This is a genomic window from Streptococcus equinus (assembly GCF_900104225.1).
Classification (GTDB): Bacteria; Bacillota; Bacilli; order Lactobacillales; family Streptococcaceae; genus Streptococcus; species Streptococcus equinus_D.
Genome location: NZ_FNJK01000003.1, coordinates 181,889 through 205,538, shown reverse-complemented (window position 1 = coordinate 205,538; position 23,650 = coordinate 181,889). Strand labels below are relative to the sequence as shown.

Annotated in this window: 21 protein-coding genes and 1 pseudogene; 2 read left to right on the top strand and 20 right to left on the bottom strand. The window is 36.9% G+C overall.

The window, feature by feature from the left end; genetic code table 11:
- Positions 1 to 40: 40 nt before the first annotated feature.
- The 13 genes from dltD to BLP98_RS06085 form a co-directional block, all read right to left on the bottom strand.
- Positions 41 to 1,306, bottom strand: coding sequence for a D-alanyl-lipoteichoic acid biosynthesis protein DltD (dltD, locus tag BLP98_RS06145; RefSeq protein WP_074482408.1), 1,266 nt, complete (start codon positions 1,304 to 1,306; stop codon positions 41 to 43).
- The gene (dltC, locus tag BLP98_RS06140) at positions 1,299 to 1,538 is read right to left on the bottom strand and encodes a D-alanine--poly(phosphoribitol) ligase subunit DltC (protein WP_074482407.1); all 240 of its coding nucleotides are present in this window, start codon (positions 1,536 to 1,538) and stop codon (positions 1,299 to 1,301) included. The genes dltD and dltC overlap by 8 nt, the downstream gene beginning before the upstream one ends.
- A 26-nt stretch (positions 1,539 to 1,564) precedes the next feature.
- Entirely contained in the window at positions 1,565 to 2,827 is a 1,263-nt protein-coding gene (dltB, locus tag BLP98_RS06135; RefSeq protein ID WP_074482406.1) for a D-alanyl-lipoteichoic acid biosynthesis protein DltB, read from the bottom strand.
- Positions 2,824 to 4,362, bottom strand: coding sequence for a D-alanine--poly(phosphoribitol) ligase subunit DltA (gene dltA / locus BLP98_RS06130; RefSeq protein ID WP_074482405.1), 1,539 nt, complete (start codon positions 4,360 to 4,362; stop codon positions 2,824 to 2,826). Before dltA ends, dltB begins: the two co-directional genes overlap by 4 nt.
- A 15-nt stretch (positions 4,363 to 4,377) precedes the next feature.
- A complete protein-coding gene (locus BLP98_RS06125; protein ID WP_074482404.1) occupies positions 4,378 to 4,500 on the bottom strand; it encodes a teichoic acid D-Ala incorporation-associated protein DltX in 123 nt (40 codons plus the stop codon).
- Positions 4,501 to 4,509: 9 nt separating this feature from the next.
- A complete protein-coding gene (locus BLP98_RS06120; protein WP_200795913.1) occupies positions 4,510 to 5,667 on the bottom strand; it encodes a sensor histidine kinase in 1,158 nt (385 codons plus the stop codon).
- Positions 5,661 to 6,350, bottom strand: a complete 690-nt coding sequence (locus BLP98_RS06115) for a response regulator transcription factor (RefSeq protein ID WP_074482402.1) — start codon at positions 6,348 to 6,350, stop codon at positions 5,661 to 5,663. The genes BLP98_RS06120 and BLP98_RS06115 overlap by 7 nt, the downstream gene beginning before the upstream one ends.
- A 311-nt stretch (positions 6,351 to 6,661) precedes the next feature.
- The gene (locus BLP98_RS06110) at positions 6,662 to 7,456 is read right to left on the bottom strand and encodes a helix-turn-helix domain-containing protein (RefSeq protein ID WP_074482401.1); all 795 of its coding nucleotides are present in this window, start codon (positions 7,454 to 7,456) and stop codon (positions 6,662 to 6,664) included.
- Positions 7,457 to 7,615: 159 nt separating this feature from the next.
- Positions 7,616 to 8,263, bottom strand: a complete 648-nt coding sequence (gene bglS / locus BLP98_RS06105) for a beta-glucanase (RefSeq protein ID WP_074482400.1) — start codon at positions 8,261 to 8,263, stop codon at positions 7,616 to 7,618.
- 27 nt (positions 8,264 to 8,290) lie between these two features.
- The gene (gene bglS, locus BLP98_RS06100) at positions 8,291 to 9,616 is read right to left on the bottom strand and encodes a beta-glucanase (protein ID WP_074482399.1); all 1,326 of its coding nucleotides are present in this window, start codon (positions 9,614 to 9,616) and stop codon (positions 8,291 to 8,293) included.
- Between the two features lie 25 nt (positions 9,617 to 9,641).
- Positions 9,642 to 10,487 (bottom strand): carbohydrate ABC transporter permease, encoded by an 846-nt coding sequence (locus tag BLP98_RS06095; RefSeq protein ID WP_074482398.1) that lies wholly within the window; start codon positions 10,485 to 10,487, stop codon positions 9,642 to 9,644.
- Positions 10,487 to 11,431: a carbohydrate ABC transporter permease gene (locus BLP98_RS06090; RefSeq protein WP_058832839.1), complete on the bottom strand. Its 945-nt coding sequence runs from the start codon at positions 11,429 to 11,431 to the stop codon at positions 10,487 to 10,489. The genes BLP98_RS06095 and BLP98_RS06090 overlap by 1 nt, the downstream gene beginning before the upstream one ends.
- A 176-nt stretch (positions 11,432 to 11,607) precedes the next feature.
- Complete coding sequence (locus BLP98_RS06085) at positions 11,608 to 12,975, bottom strand: ABC transporter substrate-binding protein (RefSeq protein ID WP_074482397.1); 1,368 nt, start codon at positions 12,973 to 12,975, stop codon at positions 11,608 to 11,610.
- Between the two features lie 379 nt (positions 12,976 to 13,354).
- Here BLP98_RS06085 and BLP98_RS06080 point away from each other — a divergent pair.
- Positions 13,355 to 16,067, top strand: a pseudogene (locus BLP98_RS06080) (GH36-type glycosyl hydrolase domain-containing protein).
- Between the two features lie 19 nt (positions 16,068 to 16,086).
- Positions 16,087 to 18,498 carry a glycoside hydrolase family 94 protein gene (locus tag BLP98_RS06075; RefSeq protein ID WP_074482396.1) on the top strand — a complete coding sequence of 804 codons (2,412 nt, stop codon included), beginning with the start codon at positions 16,087 to 16,089 and terminating at the stop codon, positions 18,496 to 18,498.
- A gap of 495 nt (positions 18,499 to 18,993) precedes the next feature.
- On the opposite strand, the gene bglS (BLP98_RS06070) is transcribed toward BLP98_RS06075, so the two are convergent.
- From bglS (BLP98_RS06070) to BLP98_RS06045, 7 genes are all read right to left on the bottom strand, one after another.
- A complete protein-coding gene (bglS, locus tag BLP98_RS06070) occupies positions 18,994 to 19,716 on the bottom strand; it encodes a beta-glucanase (RefSeq protein ID WP_074482395.1) in 723 nt (240 codons plus the stop codon).
- A gap of 389 nt (positions 19,717 to 20,105) precedes the next feature.
- Entirely contained in the window at positions 20,106 to 20,279 is a 174-nt protein-coding gene (locus BLP98_RS09470) for a hypothetical protein (RefSeq protein WP_015695712.1), read from the bottom strand.
- A 148-nt stretch (positions 20,280 to 20,427) separates the two neighbouring features.
- Positions 20,428 to 20,637 (bottom strand): CsbD family protein, encoded by a 210-nt coding sequence (locus tag BLP98_RS06065; protein ID WP_074482394.1) that lies wholly within the window; start codon positions 20,635 to 20,637, stop codon positions 20,428 to 20,430.
- Positions 20,638 to 20,764: 127 nt separating this feature from the next.
- Positions 20,765 to 20,899 carry a 50S ribosomal protein L34 gene (gene rpmH, locus BLP98_RS06060; protein WP_002885866.1) on the bottom strand — a complete coding sequence of 45 codons (135 nt, stop codon included), beginning with the start codon at positions 20,897 to 20,899 and terminating at the stop codon, positions 20,765 to 20,767.
- A 155-nt stretch (positions 20,900 to 21,054) separates the two neighbouring features.
- Positions 21,055 to 22,536 carry a hypothetical protein gene (locus tag BLP98_RS06055; RefSeq protein WP_074482393.1) on the bottom strand — a complete coding sequence of 494 codons (1,482 nt, stop codon included), beginning with the start codon at positions 22,534 to 22,536 and terminating at the stop codon, positions 21,055 to 21,057.
- A 241-nt stretch (positions 22,537 to 22,777) separates the two neighbouring features.
- A complete protein-coding gene (locus tag BLP98_RS06050) occupies positions 22,778 to 23,179 on the bottom strand; it encodes a DUF3021 domain-containing protein (RefSeq protein WP_074482392.1) in 402 nt (133 codons plus the stop codon).
- Between the two features lie 10 nt (positions 23,180 to 23,189).
- The gene (locus BLP98_RS06045) at positions 23,190 to 23,645 is read right to left on the bottom strand and encodes a LytTR family DNA-binding domain-containing protein (protein ID WP_074482391.1); all 456 of its coding nucleotides are present in this window, start codon (positions 23,643 to 23,645) and stop codon (positions 23,190 to 23,192) included.
- Positions 23,646 to 23,650 lie beyond the last annotated feature (5 nt).

The window sequence follows — 23,650 nt, the reverse complement described above, 5'->3', positions numbered from 1 at the left end:
CAACCTTATTCGGGTTGAGTTTTTTGTCCTGTTAAATTTTTTAATAGAATGAATTAGGGTCTTTAGTATAATTAGCCCATTTTTTACTTAAAAATTGTTTGTTGATTTGGTAGTTTGGTTTACTTTGTTTTTCAGTCAAAAATGGATTAACAGCTTTATCCATGGCTACCCAGCCATTCCATCCCATGTGGATAGTGTCTTGCATAAAGTAAGCTTTGTCACCATCTTTTGAGAAATCTGCAATATTTTTAAATCCTTGACTTTGCAACTGGTATTTGATTTTTTCAACTGCTTTTTGATACATGTCTTCGTTAAGTCCTGTGTAATCTGACCATTTACTGTTGACAGGTGGGATAACAAAAAGAACATTGGTATCATTTTGAGCAAATTGATTCAAAACCAATTGTAAATCGTTGTATTCCGGTGATTTTAAGTAGTTAAATTTACGTTGGGAATTTTTGAGGTCTTTCAATCTTGGCTTAATGCGAATATCATAAAAGCCATTATCAATGCCGAAAGTGTTACCGCTACTTGCCTTTTTACCAGCTGCTGTCGCCTCTTTTTCTAAACAGTGATAGGAAAAAGCATTTGGGAGTTTTTTAGCTTGAGTAACTACTTTGCTATCGTAATGATCAATCACAGAAACGCGACTGAAAAAAGCATCTTCTTTTTGATAAACAACACTTTGAGTTCTGAGTTTTCTCTTATCAGCTGCTGATAATTTTTTGCCTTCAGCTACTTTTTCCATCATGTCTTTGAATGAAGACTCTGGATAAAGTTTCAAGAAACGTTTAGCAGCATAACGATCATAAGCTGTTCCTGTTTGGCTTTGCAAGAAATCAATGGCTTGTCCACTGCTAAAATAGGTTTGAAATGCAGCCGCATTTGCTCCTTTAGACGTAAACCACTGAGGTGAAATAAAATAAACAGCCTGCTTATTTTTTAATTCACCATTAATTTGTTGAATGCCATAAAAGTGTGTCAATGAAGCAGATCCTCTTTGGCCAAGCAAATATGGTGTATAAGAACGATTGTAAGCTTCTGCAATGACAGAAGGGTGCATTTTATCAAAGCGCAGCCACTCACTTGAACCAAAGAAAGGAACGAAACGATGATTTGGATCCGTTAAAGCACGAACCTTTTTATATTTGCTCTTAAAACCTGTTTTGCTTAAGGAAACAGCATCTTTCTTTTCAACTTCTAGGGAGTGAGATTTATTGGAAACAGAGACACTGCCAAGGATAATGAATACAAGTAACAGAGCACAAATAACTGGTCCTAGAATTTGCCAAAGGCGTTTAAGCATTGCGAAGTTCCTCTATTCCAGCAATGATTTTATTAGCAGTATTCCAATCATCACGTCCAAATTCTGAAATTGGGATTTCAATATCAAAATGACTTTCCAATTCAACGATTAATTCGACAGTTCCCATACTATCAAGGACGCCTGCATCAAACAAATCTTCATCCATCATGTCTGAAACGTCTTCCATAAAAAGATCATCAATAATTGCTAATACTTCTGATTTAATATCCATTTGCTAAACTCCTTTATATTGAATTTTTATTTTGCAGGTGGTTGAGGGAACCATAATTGATCCAAGAACCCTGAAAATAGTAAGAACGACAACATCACAACGTTAAATGTGATGAAAATACCAAGACCTTGTGTCCATTTATTATCAGGTAATGGCGATAAGCCTTGTTTTTTACGTTCACGATTAATTTTTTTCTTCTTACGAACCCAAGCATCGTTAATCACCAGACCAACTCCATGGAATAAACCGTAAGCAATATAATACCACGTTAAACCATGCCAGAATCCCATAATTAACATGTTAATAATATAAGCAACACTTGAGGTCACATTACGGTTTTTAAAGACTTTGTGTTTAACGAGTACTTTAACCAAGCGCATAAAGACAAAGTCACGGAACCAAAATGACAAGCTCATGTGCCAACGATTCCAAAATTCCTTCAAATCACGTGATTTAAATGGCTGATTAAAGTTAACTGGACTTTTAATCCCCATAAGATTTGAAATAGCTAGCGCAAACATGCTGTATCCCGCAAAATCAAAGAACAAATCAAAACCATAGGCGTACATCACACCCAAAGTTGCGATGTTAAAGACACCGCCCATTTCTAGTGCTTCTTCTTTTAACGGCGACATAATAAGCGTTCCAAAGATGTATGCCAAGATAAACTTATAAAGAAAACCAAGCATCAAATAACGAACACTCTCTTCAAGCATATCAAGCAGTTCATCTTTTTCAGGAATGTTCTCATAGTCTTCATCAAAGCGGTTAAAACGATCAATCGGACCACTTGAAAAAGTTGGCATAAAGAGAAGAAAACGCAAAAATTGCCATAAACTAAACTCTTTTAAGACACCATCACGCATTTCCATAATCGTCCCAACCGCACGGAAAGTTAGATAGGAAATCCCTAAAAATCCAAAGAGCGATTGATGATTATCGATAGTCATTAATGGGGTAACCTTAGTCCAAGCCAAAGGTAAAATAGCTAGAAAAACACTAAGGTAAAAAATCCATTTGTTATTATGATTTTTTCGGTAAGTTTTGTAAACAAAAACAAGAAATACTTGCCAGATAACATAAGCTAACAGAGAAGTTATTTGATAAAGATTTTTCCCTGTCAACATTAAAATGATAAAAGCCAGGCTAACCAAAGCTTCATAAACAGGAAATCTTTTTTTGAAAAAAAGTCCGATAAAGATAGGTAAAACTGCCACAATCAGATAAAGAAAATATTGCGGATTTCCGTAAGCTTCTAAATGCGGCAATTGATGGAGAAACTCAATCATCGACTATTTACCTCGTTCATCAAGCCCTTGATATCAATTTTGCCATTTGGTGTCAACGGTAGGCTTTCACGGTAAAGGAATTTTGAAGGCATCATATAATCCATCATGATATCTTTCAAATCTTCTTTGATAGTCTTAGTGATATCCAATTGACGTTCAAATTGCTCCGCAACTCCTTCTTTCAACACCACATAAGCCAACAAATTTTGGACCTTATGGTCTTTGTTGTAGCGTGGAACAGCAACAGCAGACTTGATGTATTCTGATTTATTAAGATTTTGTGAAACTTCTTCAAGCTCAATACGGTAACCATTAAATTTGATTTGGAAATCCATACGTCCACCGTATAGTAAGAGTCCCTCATCAGTCATCACTCCCAAGTCACCTGTGTGATAGGCAGGTAATCCTTCAAATTCAAAGAAAGCAGCTTGAGTACGTTCTGGGTTATTGAGATAGCCTTTTGAGACCGCTGGACCAGACACGATAATTTCACCTTGTTCACCATTCGGGAGAGCTTTGCCATTTTCATCAATGACAAAGGTTGGAGAATCAGCCTTAGTATAACCAATCGGCAGACGTTTACATGTTTCCAACATCTCATCTGTGATAGCTACCGCAGAAAGCGCAACTGTAGCTTCCGTTGGTCCATAAGCATTAACAATGCGTGCTTTAGGGAAACGGCTACGTAATTTTTGAGCTGTTTTCACCGTCAACTCTTCACCGTCGAAATAAAAATGCGTCAAGTTTGGCAATGTTTCTTGATTAAAATCAGTTGACAACATGGCCATATCAGCAAATGATGGTGTTGATGTCCAAACCTCAATCGGCAATTTATTAATGGTTGTAAAGAGTCGCTTGAAGTCAGTTGTTAATTCTTTCGGAAGAGCAAAGAGTGTCCCACCAAGTGCTAAAGTTGGTGCCCAATACATGACTGACAAGTCAAACGAATATGGTGGTTGTGCCAACATTTGTGGACGTTCTGGTACTGAAAACTCTTTGTCCGAAATCATCCAATTGGTAAAGCTAAGAAGGTTATCATGGGAAATTTGAACCCCTTTTGGTTTACCAGTTGTCCCAGATGTAAAGATGATGTAATAATTATCATCACCTTTGACAGGGTGAGTCAATTGATAGTCCGTTTTTTGAGCGAAAATCGTCTGTAATTGGTCAAGCTTAATCATTGGAATATTCGTTATTTCCAAAGGAAAATCACCTACTGCAATAATCAAGCTTGGCTCAGCTACTTCTAAAATAGCTTCAATACGCTCAAGAGCTGAATGTTGGTCAACTGGAATATAAGCATGTCCAGATTTTGTCAACGCTACAAAAGTAGCTAACATATCATACTCTTGTCCTCCAAAAACAAGAACAGGAGATTTTTCTTCTAGCTTCAAAAAATCAATATAAGCTGCTAGAGAATCTGAATTTTCCTTCAAGTCACGGTAAGTATGAACTTCTCCTAAGACATTGTAGACTGGAAAATCGCCCTGCGTTTGAGCAAAATGCTCAATTCTCTCAATCATATCGTGTAACATGAACAGTTTACCTTTCTAAAACTCATTGTAGATGAAATTACCTTGACCACGACCAAGATAACTGAAAAAATAAATTAAAACCATAAAAATCACAAAATAAAACAAGGTTTTTAATAGAAATCGAGTACTATCTTTCATTGAAACTCCTTATTTAATTGGTAGTTGCACCTCAAACGTTAAATTACCGTCAGCTTGCCAAACTTTGATACTACCTTTATGTTTTTCCACAATTGCTTTGGCAATCGCTAATCCTAAACCAAAACTTGAACTACTGTTACGAGAATCTTCAGCCTGATAGAAACGTTCAAAAAGATTATTTAACACATCATCTGGGTAGACTTGGCTAGGATTTGACACTCGTAAAATAGCCGTTTTCTTTTCTTGCAGCAAATCGACCTTAATCTTTCCCTTGTCCAAAGAATGCTTAATAGCATTATCCAAAAGGATGGTAATCAATTGCTTCAACTGAGATTCTTTTCCAAGAACTTCGATATTTTCTGAGATATTATCTTCGATTAACTTACCTTCTTCATAGGCTAAACTTTCGTAACTCAGAATCATTTCTTGGCAAATGCTTGAAAGATTAACTTTATCAAAATGAGCTCTGCCATCTTTATCAAGTTTAGATAAGCCAAGAAGCTCTTGAATCAAATGTTCCATTCGTTTTGTTTCAGAAAGAATATGATTCAAGTAACGATTCGGCTCAATTTGGCTTTGCAAAACCTGAGCATTAGCACGAATCGAAGCAATTGGTGTCTTCAATTCATGACTTGCATCTGAAACAAATCGTTTCTCACGATCAATGGCATCTTGAGCCGGCTGAACAATAAACCGTGACAAATAAATACTAACTCCCGTGAGCAAAAGAAGCCCAAAAATGACATAAACAGTGATAAGAAAAATCTGAGCATAGGAAGCTGAATAACTCGAAAAATCAATAAAAACAACTTGCCAAGTTCCATCTTTCGTTTCTTTCAAAGAATAGATGTAATCATGCCATTTCCAACTCTTTTTACCTCTATCCAACAAGTCCCGACTAACTTCTTTAACCTCTTTATTAGTTAAGAAAGTATTGTTAACTTGAACGTTTATCTTATTATCCTCATCAATGGTTGTAAAAGCGATAGCTTCATCAGTATTCTCCTTAACATAGCCATTGCTAGCCACCAATTTAACAATTCGATAAGTATCATATTCATCCCAATACCTATCGTAACGGTCGCTAATAACCAATAAAATCAAAACCATAGCCGTTAACATGGACATGGTAATCAAGACAAATTTTAGCCGAAGATTCTTCATGATGAGCCTTCTTTCTCTCCATCTTCTAGCGAATATCCAACACCTTTGGTTGTTTTAATAGCGGCACTTGCTGCCAAAAACCGAAGTTTTTTACGTAAAAAGGAGATAAAGACTTCCAGCTGATTATAATCTGACTCATCCAAAGGTCCCCAAACCTTTAAAATTAACTGGTTTTTGGGAATGATTTTCTGTGGATTACGCATGAAAGTTTCCATCAAAAGAAACTCTTTATTAGAAAGCTTAACATCACGTTCTGCTACCGTTAACTCTCTAGTATCCTGATTTAGTATCAAATTTCCAAACTTGAGATGATTCACCTGAGTAATCGATGATTGGCGTGTTCGTAATCGAATACGTGCTAACAACTCTTCTGCTTCAAATGGCTTTGTCATGTAATCATCAGCCCCTAAATCAAGCCCCAAGACTCGATCTTCTAATTGAGATTTGGCTGTCAAAAAAATGATTGGAACTTCCATTCCCATTTGGCGCACGCGCTTCAAAACACTGACACCATCAAGTTTTGGCAACATAATATCCAAAAGAATTAAATCATAAAGTCCCGTTAAAATATAATCTAGTGCAGACTCACCATCAAAAACCAAATCAACTTCATAACGATGATTTTCAAGAATGGCTTGAATAGCTTCCGCAATTCCCTGCTCATCCTCGACCACTAAAATTCTCAACTGTCTCTCCTCCCCTTTTACTCAAAATCTAGTATAAAACGCCAAAATTGAATTAACCTTGAAATTTTCTTTATTTTTTAAGATTGCCTGATTAAATCTATTTCTCACAGGGACTTATACCAAACCATTATAAGTAAGCTTAGCCCTAAAAGTCCGTGTAAATTGATGAAATTTTAAGGCAAAAATGTGGCAGTTTTCTTTATTCCTAGTTTATACTTAATCTCTCCAAATGTCCTTACAAAGCTGTAAGTTAAGCGAAAAAACCAAAAAAGCCTGAGACAATTTCTCAGGCTTTATAATTCAATCAATTATTACATGGCTTCAGAAGATTTACTAGCTTTGCTACCTTCTGACCAAATTTTTTCATTCCACTTGACGTTATGATGTGTGTCACGATATTTTTTAGGAGTGATTCCGACAACTTCCTTAAATTGTTGAATAAAGTGACTTTGAGATGAAAATGATAAATGATTGGCAATTTCAATCATTGAATAATCACTAAATTTCAGCAAATCTTTTGCAACTTCAATTTTCTTATTTTTCACATAGGTGCTAACAGAAACACCGACTTCTTTCTTAAATAAACGTGAAAGATAGCTTGCTGAGATACCAAATTCAGTTGCCAATTGTTCCACTGTAATACGTTCTTTAACATGACAATAAATATAATCTTTACAATCTGATACGTGTTTTGAAATGACATCTTTTTGAATTTCACGTCGCATACGTTCAGTGTAATCAATAACCATTTCATCATGTAGATTTTGAACTTCTTGAACAGTGTGAAGATCATCAAGTTTTTGAATATAAAAGTCACTAAGTCTAAACGCTTGTTCCAATTCCATACCATTTTGACCACACATGCGTGTAATCATTGCAGTTGTAATGACAAAATGATATTTCAAATTCGTAATTGGATTACGTGAAAGAGTTCCCACACCATCTTCTGACACAAAACGCTCTTGTTCACAATTTTTACGAACTGCCTCAACATCACCTGTTGCAACTGCTTGATAAAATAAGAACTCTTCCGTCAAAGGACGATGCTCCACATCATCCAAATTATCACTAATGGCTAAAAGTCTCCACTCATCCTTATAATTCATCCCAATCTCCTTCTTGTAAACGATTACTATTTTCTTATCATTTTACCACATTTCTGTACTTTTGATAAAAATCAAGTGCAATGAAATAAATAAAATCTCCAATGGAGATTTTATTTCTATTCCTACAAAGAAGATTACCAGTTTTGAATATTAGCTTCTTTAAGATTCTTTATCATAGCTAATCCAATCATAGTAACCGTACAAAGGTGTCTTTCCATCATAATGATCTAGCCAATCATCAACACCAACTCCTGGCCAAACGTTCATCATGATTTTTCCAGGCGTACTTGGAAGATTTTCAGTCACTGTATGAACCGCTTTTCCATCAACATACCAAGTAATATGGTCTTCACGCCATTCAAAACCATAAGTGTGCCATTCTTCTGAAGCATCAAATCCTAAATCATAAAGATATTCATGATTACCAACACCATCAGTAAAATAGTTAAATTGAACTTTTGTTGTATCTTTGCCAAGAAATTCAATGTCAATTTCATCCCATTTTGTACCATCAGTTGGACCTGTGTAGGTGAAAAACGATGTCACCACACCAGTGTTCTTAATAGCTTTCATACGAACTTGATAAAAACCATAATGGAAATATTCTCTTGTTCGCCATTCACCACCAGTATAACCAGCAGCATCACGATCAATCTTTAAACTAAGACCATCACCTTCAAAATTAACATTATCAGGTTGCCAAATGCAATCAAACATATCACCATTTGCACCTGTTCGTAATTCCATATAAGACGCATCATAAGTTTCAAAAGTTGTCTTAAAATGTGCTTCTTGATTTATCTTCATGTTTTTAACACTCATACTTTCTTGATATTATAATTTACCTTTTTTAAAAGGAAGTGCTAAGAAGCCAAGGAAGGCTACCAAGACACCAGAAATTGTCAACAATTTGCTTGGACGTTGACCAGTTTCTGGCAAAGCTAGGAATGAATTTTTAGCAAGACTAGCTGTTGATACAGATTGTGTGACTGCTGCTTGATTTGTTGTTACTTGTGTTGATGAAATTGTTGATGTTGCAGAGGCTGTTGAAGCTGCCAAATCAGCTGCCGCAGCTTTTGCTTTTTGATATGCCTCAACCGCTGGATTTTCAACTTCTACTTTATTGCCGTTGTAAGAAATCCAATCATAATAAGCAACAAGTGGTGTTTGACCATCATATGGTGCTAACCAATCATCAACACCAATTCCTGGCCAAGCATTCATCATGATTTTACCTGGTGTAACTGGGAGATTTTCAGTCGCTGTGTAAACCGCAACACCATCAACATACCAAGTGATGTGATCAGCTTGCCAATCAAAACCATAAACGTGATAGGCTTGTGAAGCATCAAATCCTAAATCATAAAGGTATTCATGCCCACCCACACCGCTAGTGTAGTAGTTGAATTGAACTTTTGTTGTGTCTTTTCCGAGAAATTCAATATCGATTTCATCCCAAGGATTGTTGTCACTTGGACCAGTGTAAGTAAAGAATGATGATACAACGCCTGGATTACTAATTGGTTGCATACGAACAGAATACATACCATAACCAAAGAATTCACGCGTACGCCATTCAGCAGCATTATAACTGTAAGCACGTGTGTTGTTACGGTCAATTGTCAATGTCAATGTGCCATCTTTAACAACCGTATTATCTGGAACCCAGCGACAATCAAATGGATCACCATTGAACCAGTCAGAACGTTCCATTGTAGTATCGTCATAGTTATCAAAATCTACACGATAATCACCTGTGTGAAGAACTTGTTCAGGTGCTTCTGTTGTATCTTCAGAATCTGAATCAGTATTTTCTGTAGCAGTTAACTGAGAATCAGTTTGCTCTTGATTGTCAGTTGATTGAACATTAGTCTGCGCTTGTTCATTAGAAGCTAGTACTGTTTGATTAGTGTCACCTGCTTCATCAGAAGAAACTGCATTTGATTCTGAGGTTTGATTAGGGACTTGGGCAATAGCTTGATTGCCTGCTTCACTGACATTTTCTTCTGTATTAGTCGTTTGAGCATTTGTCACAAGTGCTGCATTATCTGTTGATGCAACATTATTTACCTCATCAGCTGATACAAAATTAACTCCAACATTTAAACTGCACAAAGCAGTTGCGTAGCAAATGTACTTTACTACATCTTTCTTAGACATGAAATCTCCTTTTTTCTCTTATAAATTATTCCTTAACACCACCGAGTGTAACACCTGCAATGATGTATTTTGAAAGGAAAAGATAAACAATAATAATTGGGACGATAGCAACTAAAATCATAGTGTAGATTTTACCCATATCAAAGTTCATATAGTCTGCACCACGTAATGTTGCAATCAAAATTGGTACGGTCATCTTGCTCTTTGTTTGAATAACCAAGGCTGGAATGAAGTAGTTATTCCAAGAACCAACAAAGGTAAAGATTGCTTGAACCGCAATAGCCGGTTTCATAATTGGAAGGACAATCGTGTTAAATGTTCTAAATTCATTTGAACCATCAATACGTGCAGCTTCTACCAATGAAATTGGTAATGATGATTCCAAGTAGCTATACATGAAATAGAAGACCGCTGGTGAAGCTACTGATGGAATAATCAATGGAAGCCAACTATCGTACATTCCCATGTTAGTGATTAAACGCAAGAAACCCATTGAAGTAACTTGTGTTGGCATAACCAAAATCGCCAAAATGAAAGTAAAGGCAACTTTCTTCAATTTAAAATCATAAACATATAAACCATAAGCAGTTAATGCTGAGAAGTAAGTACAGATAGCAGCTGTCAAACCTGAAATAATCAAGCTATTCAAAATCCCATGAAACATTGGGAAGCTACCATCATTAGCTACCTTACTCAGATTATCAAATAATGAAGCACCTGGTAGTGCTGAAAAGCCTTTTTGCAACTCAGCATGTGAGTGTGTCGCATTGATAATCAAGATATAAAAGAAGAATAGGCACATGAATGATAAGGTAATTAATACAAAATGTGCCACAATAACACGTAATCTGTTTTTTGCTTTTGTTGACATTATTTCGCCTTTCTACCTTTGTGTTTCAATTGGTGTTTGGTCATTTTAATTTCATTGTTAGTCATACGGTAAACGAACCAACAAAGAATAGCACTAACCACAAAGAGGTAAACTGATAGTGCACCCGCCATACCGTAGTTCTTGCTCTTCAAATGATTATTCAAGAACATAATCAAAGTAGTTGACGTACGGTCTGGTGAACCTTGTCCATTTGTCAAGATTTGAGGAACGTCGAACATTTGCAAACCACCGATAATTGAAGTAATCAATGTATAAGCTAAAATTGGTCGAATCATTGGCAAAGTGATATAGAAGAAACGTTGACGACTGTTACAACCATCAATTTCAGCAGCTTCAAAGATATCTGGGCTAATCCCCATGATAGCTGCCATCAACATGATTGTTGTATTACCGAACCACATCAAGAAGTTCATCACACCAACCAATGAACGAGTTCCTAGAGCTGATCCCATAAAATCAATTGGTTCTTTAATCCAACCAAGTGATTCCAAGATAGAATTGATAGGACCATTTGTTGAAAAGAGTGTGAAGAATAACATGGCAAATGCTGAGGCCATGATCAAGTTTGGCAAATAAATGACAACTTTAAAGAATTGTCGTCCACGAATTTTTAGTCGTGCATCAACAAACCAGTTAGCAAGTAGCAAAGCAATGACAATCTGTGGAATAAAACCAATCAACCACATAATCATTGTATTTGCCGCATATTTCAACATATCTGAATGCAGTAAGCTCACGTAATTTTTTAACCCAACAAAGTTAGGGCCAATTTCTGTCATCCCTGAACGATAATATTCAAAGAAACTATACCGAATGGTATCTACCAAAGGTATAAAAGAGAAAATGAAGAAAATTAGGAAGAAGGGAAGGATGAAAATATATCCCCATTTCCCATAATCTATACGCTTACGTCTTTTTTTCATCTTTATCACTCCTCCAAAATACGGGGAGCAAGTCAGAACACCTTCCATCTGGAATCGATTTTCTAACTCGCCCCCGCAAGGTCTACCAAAATTCTAAAACCCTCTATTAAACGACTCAATCCTCTAAACTAATAGCATTTAAGTCTAGGACAATCGACCCAAACTCTTTAAGCTATTTAGTCTGGCCATTTAACATCTGTAATTTCTGGATAACGTTCTTTAATGGCTGTTTCAAAGTTTGATTTAGCTTTGTTATAGCTTACTTTACCTTGTAGGTAATCATTAAAGGCATTTTGAATCAATTCAACACAACCTTGGTCATATGATGACAATGGTGCAATCTTGATATTTTCTGCAACTGGTGCATAGTAAGAATAAGCATTTTCACCACCAAGGAAGTCTGATTTGAAGCTATCATCTTTAGCTGCTGCTTCCATACCAGATTTAGTATTTGTGAAGTCTTGGTAATCTTTAGAAATCTTCAAGAGGTTATCTTTATCAGCTGTCAAAGCTTTGATGATTTCTTTAACATGTTTAGGATTATCAGTACCTTCGGCACCGTGGATGTATGAACCACCCCAGTTATATTCTTGTGGTGGATTAGTAACTGCCCATTCTCCATCAGCACCATCCCAGTTAGATTTCAAAGTAAAGTCAATACCCCAAGCTGGGAACAAGAATGCAAAGACTTTAGATTGTGAACCCATAGCTTTGTTCCAGTCATCTGTCCATTGACCTTTAACTGTTTTATTGAAGTAACCAGCGTCAAGCCATTCTTTAGAATCTTTAACCCAGTTCATGATTTGAGGGTCTACACGTACAGTTGTTGAACCTTTTTCAACCCAAGGTTTAGAAATACTGTTACCGTACAAACGGAATGTATCAGCATATGATGCAAATGTGTAGTAACCTTTATTAAGAAGTTCTTGTGATGTTGCTTTCATAGTATCCCAGTCTTTAACTTTTTCACCAACTGCTGTTGGGTCATCAGTACCAAAGACATCTTTTGCAATATCACGACGATAGATTAGAACACCTGGACATGTTTGCCAAGTTGAACCGCGTTGAACACCATCTTCATCAGAAGCTGTTTCTTTAGTGAAATCATATTGGTCAGCCAAATCTTTCTTAGGATTGATTCCCAAATCTTTCAAAGGCATCGCAACGTTTGCTTTTTTAGAAGTGTATTTTGAAACGTAGTCAGTTTCTGATAGGAAAATATCGACTTTATCATCAGCAGAAGCTGAGTCTTGTTTTTCAAGCGCTTCATCCAATTTTTGTTGGTAAACACCATCTTGGTTTGGATTGATAATCCAGTGGATTTCACTACCGTCTTTTAGTTTAGTAACTGTTCCATCTTTAGAAGTTGATTTAACTTCTGGATAAACAGCTTCTACACGTTGACGGAATTCATCATTCCAAGAGTAGATGTTGATAACTTTGCCTTCTGCACCTGAAGCTGATGTGCTTGATTTAGAAGAGCAACCAACCATTGTCCCTGCTGCAAGAGCAATCGCTATAAAAGCGCTTACTTTTTTGTTCATAATCCTTCTCCTTTTTGAGGTTTCCCCTCATGTTTTTTGTAACTGCATTATACCTCGATTAACAGGAGTGTTATATTATAATATTTTAAAAAATGTCATTTTTATGACCATGTTTGAAAAAAGTTTTATAAAAAATTATGTTTTTCTAATCTTTTTGATAGGTAAACCTTTTCAATAAAAACAGTGAAATTCCTTTTATATCAATGGTTTTAGCCGTTTTTCTAACTTTAAACACTGTAATTCCCTAATAAAAGAGTTTATGTACAAAAAATGACACTTCTTCAGTTAATATCATAATTATGATATTTTTCTCTTCTTTTTTGTTTTCTCAAAATTCAATTTCGACTAAAATATGTGGCAGAAGATAAAGGAGATAACTATGAAGCCATTAACATTTACTAACAACAAGGGAGATTTCAAACTTTCCCAAGCAGAAAATATTAGTTCTTTGTACTTTCCACTTGCATCAGAAGTTGGACTAAAAAGTGCTGTCACTCCTAACTTAGGTGGTGATTCAAAGATTAATCAAGAAACTTTCCTATTAGAACCTGTCAGTGTGGATAACCTCCACAACAATCGTTCAACTCGTAATTTCTGGGTTCGCGATGATCAAGGAAATGTTTATTCTGCAACAGGAGCTTCTGCTCAGCAAGAAGCTCTCCGCTTCTCAAATCAAGAAGAAGAAAATACAGTTAAAGCTGGTTTTATGTGGCATACTGTTGAACGTAAAGCCGCTAACTTACCATTAAAATCTACTATTACTTCTTTTGTCCCACGTGATGAAAATGTCGAAATCATGCGTGTGACACTTGAAAACTTATCTGATAAAGATCAAAACTTAACTGCTTTTGGTGCCATTCCAATTTTCGGACGCAGTGCTGATAATATCCGTGATCACCGAAACGTTACTTCAATGCTTCACCGTATTTCAACAACTGAAGATGGCGTTCTCGTTTGCCCTACAATGTCATTTGACGAACTCATTTGACGAACGTGGTCACCAGCTTAATCATCAAATTTATTATGTACTTGGTTTTGATGATGCCCAAAAAACCCCTGAAACTTTCTATCCAACTGTAGAAATGTTCATCGGAGAAGGTGGAACATTTACTCATCCTGCTGCCGTGTACAAAGAAACAGCTGGCGTTACTAGCGACACTCGTATTGATGGCCGTGAAGCTATGGGAGCTTTCAAATTTGAAAGCTTTACCCTAGCAGCAGGCCAAAGTAAAACTTTTATCCTATTAATGGGGATTAATGATAAAACTGAAAACATCCAAGCCGTCGCTAATAAATACAAAAATCTAGCTACTGTTGATAAAACATTGGAAGAAACTAAAGATTACTGGCAAGAAAAAGTCGGTGTTGACTTCAAGACAGGTGACAGTGACTTTGATAGCTACATGAAATGGGTATGTTTCCAACCATTCCTTCGTCGCCTCTTTGGTTGTTCATTCCTTCCACACCATGACTATGGACGTGGTGGACGCGGATGGCGTGACCTATGGCAAGATTGCTTGTCACTATTACTAATGGAACCAAAAACTGTTGGTGACATGATTGTTAATAACTACAAAGGTGTCCGTCTAGATGGGACCAATGCTACAATCATTGGTGATGGTGACGGAAACTTCCTAGCTGACCGTAATGGTATCACTCGTGTTTGGATGGACCATGCTCTTTGGCCTTTGATGACAACTAAACTCTATATCGACCAAACTGGTGATATCGATATTTTGACTAAAGAAGTCTCATACTTCAAAGATCCACACGTTAAACGTGGAACTGAAATCGATCAAGACTGGAACGATGCTTACGGTAACCAACAACGTACAGCTGACGATGCCATTTACACTGGTAGTATCCTCGAACACTTGTTGATTCAACATTTGACAGGATTCTACGAAGTTGGTAAACATAATATTTATCGTCTCCGCGGAGCTGACTGGAACGATGCTCTTGATATGGCTGATGAAAACGGTGAAAGTGTTGCCTTTACCGCAGCTTATTCTGGTAACTTAATGGATCTTGCCAACTTGATTCGCCTATTAGAAAGTCAAACTAACACAGATTCTATTGAAATTCTTGAAGAAATTGGACTTTTGCTTAAGAAAGATTCAGATATCTACGATAACATCGAACGCAAACACCAAATTCTTGAAGCCTATACAAATCAATGTCGTCACAACGTTAAAGGACGTAAAATCAGAATTTCTCTTTCTGAACTTGCTCTTAACCTTATTCAAAAAGCCGCTTGGTTACGTCAACACCTTCAAAAACAAGAATGGCTTGACTTCAACGACCAAGAAGGATGCTACAACAGCTACTATGACAACAGCAGCAAACCAACTGACGGCTTCTATAATGACCGTATGCATATGATGTTGACTGGACAAGTCTTCCCTATCATGAACTATGTCGCTACAGATGAACAAATCCGTAAAATCACCGCTAGCGCAGACCACTACCTCTACCGTCCTGAAATCGGTGGCTACCGTCTCAATACAGATTTCAAAGAAATCAAAACAGACCTTGGACGTATGTTTGGTTTTGCTTACGGTGAAAAAGAAAATGGTGCTGTCTTCTCTCACATGACCGTTATGTACGCTAACGCACTTTACCGTCGTGGATTTGCTAAAGAAGGTTGGAAAGCCCTTAAAACACTCTCTGATACAGCATTGAACTTTGAAACTAGCCGTATCTATCCGGGTATCCCTGAATACTTCCGTGCTGACGGTCGTGGAGTTTACCACTACTTAACAGGTGCTGCAAGCTGGTACATGTTGACAATGGTTACTGAAGCCTTTGGTGTTCACGGAAAAGCCGGTGACCTTATCCTTTATCCTAAACTTCTTGCAGAGCAATTTGATGAAAAAGGTCGCGCAAGCATTACAACACAATTTGCTGATAAGACTTTCCAAATTCACTACGATAATCCAAATCAAAAAGACTTTGGAAAATACATTATTAAAAAAGCTACTTGTGATAATAAAGAAATCGACGTTACCGATGATGCTTTTGCCTTCATCACAAAATCTGACCTCGCTAAACTTAGCGATGACGTTCATGAAATTGTCATTACATTAGACTAAGGAAATGAAAGGAAATCCTATGAAATACGGATACTTTGACGATACCAATCGCGAATATGTTATCGACCATCCCAATACTCCTAATCCATGGGTAAACTACCTTGGGTCACCTGAATACGGAGCTATCATCTCCAACAATGCTGGAGGTTATAGCTTTGCCAAATCTGGTGCTAATGGTCGTATTCTTCGTTACGTTTTCAACAACTTTGACCAACCTGGTCGCTATATTTACCTACGTGATGATGACACTAAAGACTTCTGGTCTGCATCATGGCAACCTGTTGGAAAAGATTTAAAAGATTACCACAGCGAATGTCACCATGGTATGGGTTATACTAAAATGATTGCCGATTATGCTGGTATTCATTCTCAAGCAAGCTATTATGTTCCAAAAAATAAGAGCTATGAAGTTTGGGCAATTACAGTGACTAACCGTTCTGAACAAACTCGTCACCTAACATTAACTGGTTACGCTGAATTCACTAACCATAGTAACTATGAACAAGACCAAGTTAACCTTCAATATTCTCTTTTCATCACACGCACACTCTTCCAAGATAACCGCATTATCCAACAAATTCACGGAAACTTAGATACACTTGATGATAGCGAACAAGTTGATGAAAAAAACGTTACTGAACGTTTCTTTGGGCTTGGCGGTGCTAGCGTTAGCTCATTCTGTGGAGATAAAAAAGGCTTTTTAGGTCAATATAACGGTTACGACAAACCTGCTGGAGTCGCATCAGGAGACCTCGGAAATCAAACAAGCTACAACGAAAATGCCTGTGGTGCTCTTTCAAGTAAAGTCACACTTGAACCTCAAGAAAGTAAAACACTTGTCTTTCTTCTTGGTGAAAAATCATCACAAGAAGCGGCTGACATCATCGCTAATTATGCTAATCCAGCTAAAACAGTTGAAGCAGAAATTCAAGAACTTCGTAAAGAATGGGAAGGTCGCTTAACTAACCTTCAAGTCAACACACCTAGCCCAGAATTTAACACAATGCTTAACACTTGGAATGCTTACAACTGTTATATGACCTTTATCTGGTCACGCGCAGCATCATTCATCTACTGCGGCCTTCGTAACGGTTACGGCTATCGTGATACTGTCCAAGATATCCAAGGGATTATCCACTTAAAACCAGAAATGGCAGCTGAAAAGATTCGATTCATGCTCTCAGCTCAAGTCGACAATGGTGGTGGACTTCCTCTTGTCAAATTCACTCACAATCCAGGCCATGAAGACACACCAGATGATGCCTCTTACGTTCAAGAAACAGGTCACCCTGCTTATCGTGCTGACGATGCCCTCTGGCTCTTCCCAACAGTTTATAAATACATTTCTGAAACAGGTAACCTTAGATTCCTTGATGAAGTGATTCCATTTGCAAACAAAGGTGAAGCAAGTGTTTATGAACACTTAAAAGGGGCTGTTCAGTTCTCTCTTGATCACCTTGGCCCACACGGCATGCCGGCTGGTCTTTACGCTGACTGGAATGACTGCCTCCGCCTAGGAGCAAATGGTGAATCATCATTCGTTGCCTTGCAATTCTATTATGCTCTTAGCGTTTTGAGAGAATTTGCCGAAGCTAAAAATGATACTAACTACCTTGAATTCCTTGATTCTGAACAAGAGAAAATGGGACAAAAAATCCAAGATCTTTGCTGGGATAATGACCGCTTTATTCGTGGATTTACCGAGGCAGGTGAACGTATCGGTGCTGCCGATGACCCAGAAGCCAATATGTGGTTAAACCCACAAAGTTGGGCTGTTATCAGTGGATTTGCCAACCAAGAACAAGCTGAGCTTGCCATGGACAACGTTTATGAACAACTCAACACTGACTACGGTGCTATTCTTATGAATCCACCTTATCACGCTCATGCCTTTGATGGTGCCCTTGCAGTTATCTATAACCAAGGCACAAAGGAAAATTCTGGTATCTTCTCACAATCACAAGGATGGCTCATTCTAGCAGAAGCCCTTCGTGGACAAGGACAACGTGCCTTCACTTACTTTATGGAAAATGCTCCCGCTGCCCAAAATGACCGCGCAGATATCCGCAAATTGGAACCTTACTGCTATGGTCAATTTACCGAAGGACCTGCCAGTCCACACTTTGGACGTTCACATGTTCACTGGCTCACAGGTACAGCTTCAACTGTTATGGTCGGTTGTGTCGAAGGTATTCTTGGACTCAGACCTGATTTGAACGGTTTGAAGCTCTCACCAGCTATTCCAAAAGAATGGGATAACTTCAGCATGACTAAGATTTTCCGCGGCAAAGAACTTCACATCACTGTGGAAAATCCAGAGCATAAAGAAACAGGCTTTACAAAACTCGTCCTCAACGGTCAAGAGCTTGACCAAGCCTACCTTCCTGAAGATCTCTTGCAAGAAACCAACCAAATCACTCTTACCCTTTAAAAAACTTGAAAGCTGGGACACAATGTCTCAGCTTTTTTATATTATAAAATCGCAAAATGCAATAACGATTAAGCTCCAGAGATAACGACACATCACTCTGAAGTCCCTGCCTATTTTAAAATAACTCAAAGGTTTACTCTCTATAAAAGCCAACCAGCTTATAGACAATTATCGAGCCTCTACAAGCTTATTTTATCCTACCGAATGTTTTTATTATTTCCTTCTTAACAAAGCAAATACAGGCTAATAATGGGGTATATTTTCTCAACATGACTGGAACAAAAACTTATAAACCACCAGCTTTTCTTATCTTTGAAAAATCTAGCTGAAAGCCATCACAAAAGGAACTGAGATAATCTCAGCTCCTTTTAGCTTTAACGTTTTAAAAAGAAAGAATTTTAAAGAGTTTTTGTTAAGAGAGAGTTTAACCGATTTGTTGGGGAGTGTAATTTTAATCAGTTAAGTAAAAACAAATTGTTATTATTGGTGTTTAGCTTAATTAAATTTATCGTAGCTAATCCAGTCATAGTTTGCATACAAAGGAGTTTTACCATTGTATGGAGCTAGCCATGCATCAACATTTTTTCCTGGCCATGCATTCATCATAATCTTACCAGGTGTGTTAGGAATATCGTTATAAGCAGTATAAACAGCATTTCCATCAACATACCAAGTAATATGATCTGCTTCCCAATCAAAGCCATAAGTATGGAAACCTTGAGAAGCATCAAAGCCTAAATTGTGAAGATGCACATGTTCATCATTTTGACCTCTACCATTAGTAAAGTAGTTGAATTGAACTTTTGTTGTATCTTTTCCTAGGAATTCAATATCAATTTCATCCCATGGGTTGCCTTCACTTGGACCAGTATAAGTGAAGAAAGATGAAACAACACCAGGGTTTTTAATAGGTTTCATGTTAACTTGGTAAAGACCATATCCAAAACGGTCTTTACTGCGCCATTCGCCTCCAGTGTAACCACCGTGGCCATCACTGTCAATTTTAAGACTCATCAAGCCGTTATTAAAACCGACATTTTCAGGGACAAAATTACAGTTAAACATACTACCGTTAGAACCGTTACGAAGTTCCATGGTGTTTCCATCATAGTAATTTAGTTCTGAACTGTAGTGATAGGTACTTTGCGCAGCAACACTTTGTTGAATCCCAAAGAAAGCCAATAAGAGAGCAATTAAACAACTAACTTTTTTCCACATAATAATACCTCAATTTAAATCATTTTAAAAAGGAGTTCTGTTAGAAAAAGGAACTAATCTCCTCTACTACCGATTGAAAACGCCAAATCAATCGTAGTTAAATTCACTTTTTCTTTTCAGTAACTGTTACTTCAAAAATGGGGCAATTTTTCTTTTTCATAATTCCGAAAAGAATGCTAGTCACACGATAAATGTTTCTCTTTAAAACCCTCCTTACACCGTTATGTCATAAGTATAGCGCTTTCATTTTAGATAATATATTATATTCTCACAAAAAATATCAAATTTATGACCTGAAGGCAGAAAATTAAAAAAGTCTTCTCAGAACCATTTTGCTAAAAAATAGCTCTAAGAAGACTTCCTAAAAATAAAGAAAGACAACTCATCATTTAAACGTGGTGACTCAACTTCACTCGTTTATAAGACATAATGACTTGCATTAATGCTGATAAAAAGAAAATAACTGCAGCTAAAATCAAGACACTTTTCACACCACTATCTAAAAATGCTAGAACCAGCAAAATCAAATCAATAATTCTGACATAAATGCTAATTTCCTTCATCGACAAAAACCTCCCTTTATTTTATCCCATGTATTTTTATAAAACCGCTTTCATATATATTATACTACATTTTTTGCCGTTTTTTCATAAAATCTTAAAAAAATTTTATAAAAAACCACAATTTCAACGTGAAACTGTGGTTTAATTACTATTTTTTCTTATCTAATGCTTTCTTGATGCTATCAACAGCCCCCTCAGAGCCTTCTTTGATATCATCAACAATTTCCCTACCTTTAGCCAGTGTTTTATCAACCAAGCCTTCAATTTCTACCTTTTTATCACCAGTTACCTTACCTAGCCCTTCCTTAAGACTTCCCTTAACTTGGTCCAGTTTAGCTTTGTATTTTTCGTCAGACATATTAGTGTCCTCCTATCTTTAAATTACCTAAAGTCTATCATTTTCAGTTAGATAAGTAAAAGAATTCGCTTTCATTTTCTGATAAAAAAAAGGCCGCCAGACTCGAGCACTGGCGGATAGTCTATCATTAAGCAGATAAAACTTTACGTCCTTTACGACGACGAGCAGCAAGCACGCGACGTCCGTTTTTAGTTGACATACGGTGACGGAATCCGTGTTTACGTTGACGACGGATTTTACTTGGTTGATAAGTACGTTTCACGATGAATACCTCCTAATAGATTTTCGTATTCGTTTAGCCGGCTATATTTGATCAGTTACTAAACATACCATATTATTTTATAATAAGTACGTCTAACTGTCAAGCCATACTTTTGTTTAATTTCAAGGACTTTCTTTTCAAGTTTCATTTACACTTTAAGAAGCTTCATAAGTTCTAATCAACTGACCACTTGCAGGATCGAACTGACTTTCTATTAAGGTATAGGTTATATTATCGCGGTTAATAACTGGTTCAACCTCACTATAGCCATCAATACTTGAAATCTCGTGACCATTAGTATCACAATTGGTTACTGAAGTTACTTTATTATTATCAGGATTGTCATCGTCATCATAATATGCTCTCCAGACAGAATTGGGTGTATCCTCACCAGATGGATTTAAAAATCCTGAGGTATTGGTATTAACATAACGGACATTTGTGACTTGGATATCTGTCGTCTGACGAACAATATCTCCTGCAATATAGTCTGATTTCTTAACCGTAGAATCTTTATCAATATGAGTCTGATAATAATCTGAATTCAAAAATTTAATAGGAGCTAAGTCAGTATTCGGTGTTGCTGTGACATAGACCGTTCCTTCCATTAAAACATCATCGATAACAATCCCATGATAGCCTGTTTTACCAACCGTATGACTGCCGAGACCCGCACCATATTTACGGACAGTTTGGTCAATTTTTCGAATTAAGGATAAGCCAGTTGGCCCATGGTAGGAAGTAAATTCTGATTGCGTTATTGAAACATCAGAACTCGCACAGTTATCATATGTCTCGCCTTCCCAGATTTTTCCCCATGATTGAGAACCATCAAAAAAGCCGTCATAAGCACCGTTAACAGTTCCTAAAGAACCCAAAATAGCACTATCAAGCTGAATAGCTTCAGAAAAAATGGAATGAGATCGTCTCTGATAAAGGTTGTAAAGTAAATCTTGTCCGAGTGATGTTGATAGAGCTGAACCACGCGCTTTGATATCATCAAAAGTGATGTGACTAGAACCAATTACATCGAAAAGATGCCCATCCACGTTTTGAGCATTATTAAGCTTTAAATGACTAAAATTCATGTTAGACACATGATAAAGATAAGCATCCCAAGCACCTGTTTTACTTGTCCCAGTGTATGGATTGATATTACTTTTCCCAAAAGCATAACTCTCATCACAGCCTGTTGTTCCATAGATAGTCAAGTTAGAAAACATGCGATGATATTGGTCACCATTACCTCTCATGGTCGCAGCACCATCACCAATTAGTAATGTTGACCCATTAAAATCAATATTTCCCGTCGCACTCGGCAAATAAAAATCCAAATAAGCACCATCAACATAGTAAGTCCCCTTTGGAAAAACAATGTCCTCAGCATTATAAAACCAAATGGCGTCCCCAGATAAATCACAACCTGTTCTTTCCAAATAATCTTCAAGATCTTGCTGAGTGTAGATGTTTACTGTCCCCACTTTAGTATTTGCCACTTGCTTTCCTTGCGAAAAATCATCCCAAGTATACGATTCTCCAGATTCATCTGCTAAAACCGTCAAATGAGTTCCAAAACTAAACAATGTAAATGTGATGACTGTTGTTCTCACCGCAGCCTTTCTTATTTTCCCCTTCATAGCAACTGCCCCTTTCCCTTACAAAGGGATAGTCTGTTAAAACTCCCAAAAAAAGAGAACAGAAACCTGCTCTTTTCTACATGACTATCCCTAACTGATTGCTATTTTTAATTATTTTTGGTTATCCCTAAAAGATACCGCAATTATGATAACACTTGAAAAAACTTTTTTCTACCATGTTTTTAGCATTTTAAAGCAACTAAAAAGTCTCTAGAAAACTTCTAAAGACTTTATTAATGATCTATTGATCTAGTTTTTCTTTCAATTTCTGATTAATATTTTTTACGCGATTATTAAAACTAATATAAATCACAAACCAAATAATCAAATACGTTAAGACAAATTCTCCTAAAAATTGCCATGACCAAATAAATGATTTTGTAAGCCCAAGGAGCATATTCAACCAGCTATTCAAACTATAAACTAAACAAAAGTGAATAATGATTTCCCATATCATTGGGATGGCCTCAATTTCAAAAATCATACTGACCAAGCCAATCAAGCCACTTATAAAGACAACATAGGTTATCTGTTGAACAGTTTGCGCCTCAACATGACATTGCCATAAGTAAAATAAGTAAATAAGACTTCCAAATCCGATGCCAATTAAAAAATACGCAACGCCTCGTTTAAGATATCTCATCAATCACACCTCACATTCCCAAAGCTTTTTCGACATTAGACAGGTAACGTCTACTAACATCTGTCGTAATATCATTTGTCAGCAAAGCTAGCATATTTCCTGAAAAACTACTCTCTAACGATTTTAAATGATTAATATTAATCAAGGCATGTTTTGAGACCTGCACAAAATCTGGATTAGCTAGGCGCTCGCGAAACTTGTATAAACGATCATTTGTCACAAGTCTCCCATTGGTCGTCTCTAAAACCAAGGAACTTCCGTCAACATCCACAAGGATTAAATCCGCCACATGCAAAACTTCCGTCCTGATGGATGTTTTAATTGGTAAGACTTCTGTCTTTTCCTGCTCAAATTTTGCTAAATAATCCAAAACATCTTGAACAGCTTGATTGTATTTTCCACTTCGTACTAAAACTTCAATAGCATCTTTTGGTAAACAATTATCCTCTTCAAACTGGCAGTGCACAGGCC

Bases quoted from the DNA above. Each gene is read 5' to 3' on its own strand.
- dltD (WP_074482408.1), bottom strand. From the start codon at position 1,306: ATGCTTAAACGCCTTTGGCAAATTCTAGGACCAGTTATTTGTGCTCTG.
- dltC (WP_074482407.1), bottom strand. From the start codon at position 1,538: ATGGATATTAAATCAGAAGTATTAGCAATTATTGATGATCTTTTTATG.
- dltB (WP_074482406.1), bottom strand. From the start codon at position 2,827: ATGATTGAGTTTCTCCATCAATTGCCGCATTTAGAAGCTTACGGAAAT.
- dltA (WP_074482405.1), bottom strand. From the start codon at position 4,362: ATGTTACACGATATGATTGAGAGAATTGAGCATTTTGCTCAAACGCAG.
- BLP98_RS06125 (WP_074482404.1), bottom strand. From the start codon at position 4,500: ATGAAAGATAGTACTCGATTTCTATTAAAAACCTTGTTTTATTTTGTG.
- BLP98_RS06110 (WP_074482401.1), bottom strand. From the start codon at position 7,456: ATGAATTATAAGGATGAGTGGAGACTTTTAGCCATTAGTGATAATTTG.
- bglS (WP_074482400.1), bottom strand. From the start codon at position 8,263: ATGAAGATAAATCAAGAAGCACATTTTAAGACAACTTTTGAAACTTAT.
- bglS (WP_074482399.1), bottom strand. From the start codon at position 9,616: ATGTCTAAGAAAGATGTAGTAAAGTACATTTGCTACGCAACTGCTTTG.
- BLP98_RS06095 (WP_074482398.1), bottom strand. From the start codon at position 10,487: ATGTCAACAAAAGCAAAAAACAGATTACGTGTTATTGTGGCACATTTT.
- BLP98_RS06090 (WP_058832839.1), bottom strand. From the start codon at position 11,431: ATGAAAAAAAGACGTAAGCGTATAGATTATGGGAAATGGGGATATATT.
- BLP98_RS06085 (WP_074482397.1), bottom strand. From the start codon at position 12,975: ATGAACAAAAAAGTAAGCGCTTTTATAGCGATTGCTCTTGCAGCAGGG.
- BLP98_RS06075 (WP_074482396.1), top strand. From the start codon at position 16,087: ATGAAATACGGATACTTTGACGATACCAATCGCGAATATGTTATCGAC.
- bglS (WP_074482395.1), bottom strand. From the start codon at position 19,716: ATGTGGAAAAAAGTTAGTTGTTTAATTGCTCTCTTATTGGCTTTCTTT.
- BLP98_RS09470 (WP_015695712.1), bottom strand. From the start codon at position 20,279: ATGAAGGAAATTAGCATTTATGTCAGAATTATTGATTTGATTTTGCTG.
- BLP98_RS06065 (WP_074482394.1), bottom strand. From the start codon at position 20,637: ATGTCTGACGAAAAATACAAAGCTAAACTGGACCAAGTTAAGGGAAGT.
- BLP98_RS06055 (WP_074482393.1), bottom strand. From the start codon at position 22,536: ATGAAGGGGAAAATAAGAAAGGCTGCGGTGAGAACAACAGTCATCACA.
- BLP98_RS06050 (WP_074482392.1), bottom strand. From the start codon at position 23,179: ATGAGATATCTTAAACGAGGCGTTGCGTATTTTTTAATTGGCATCGGA.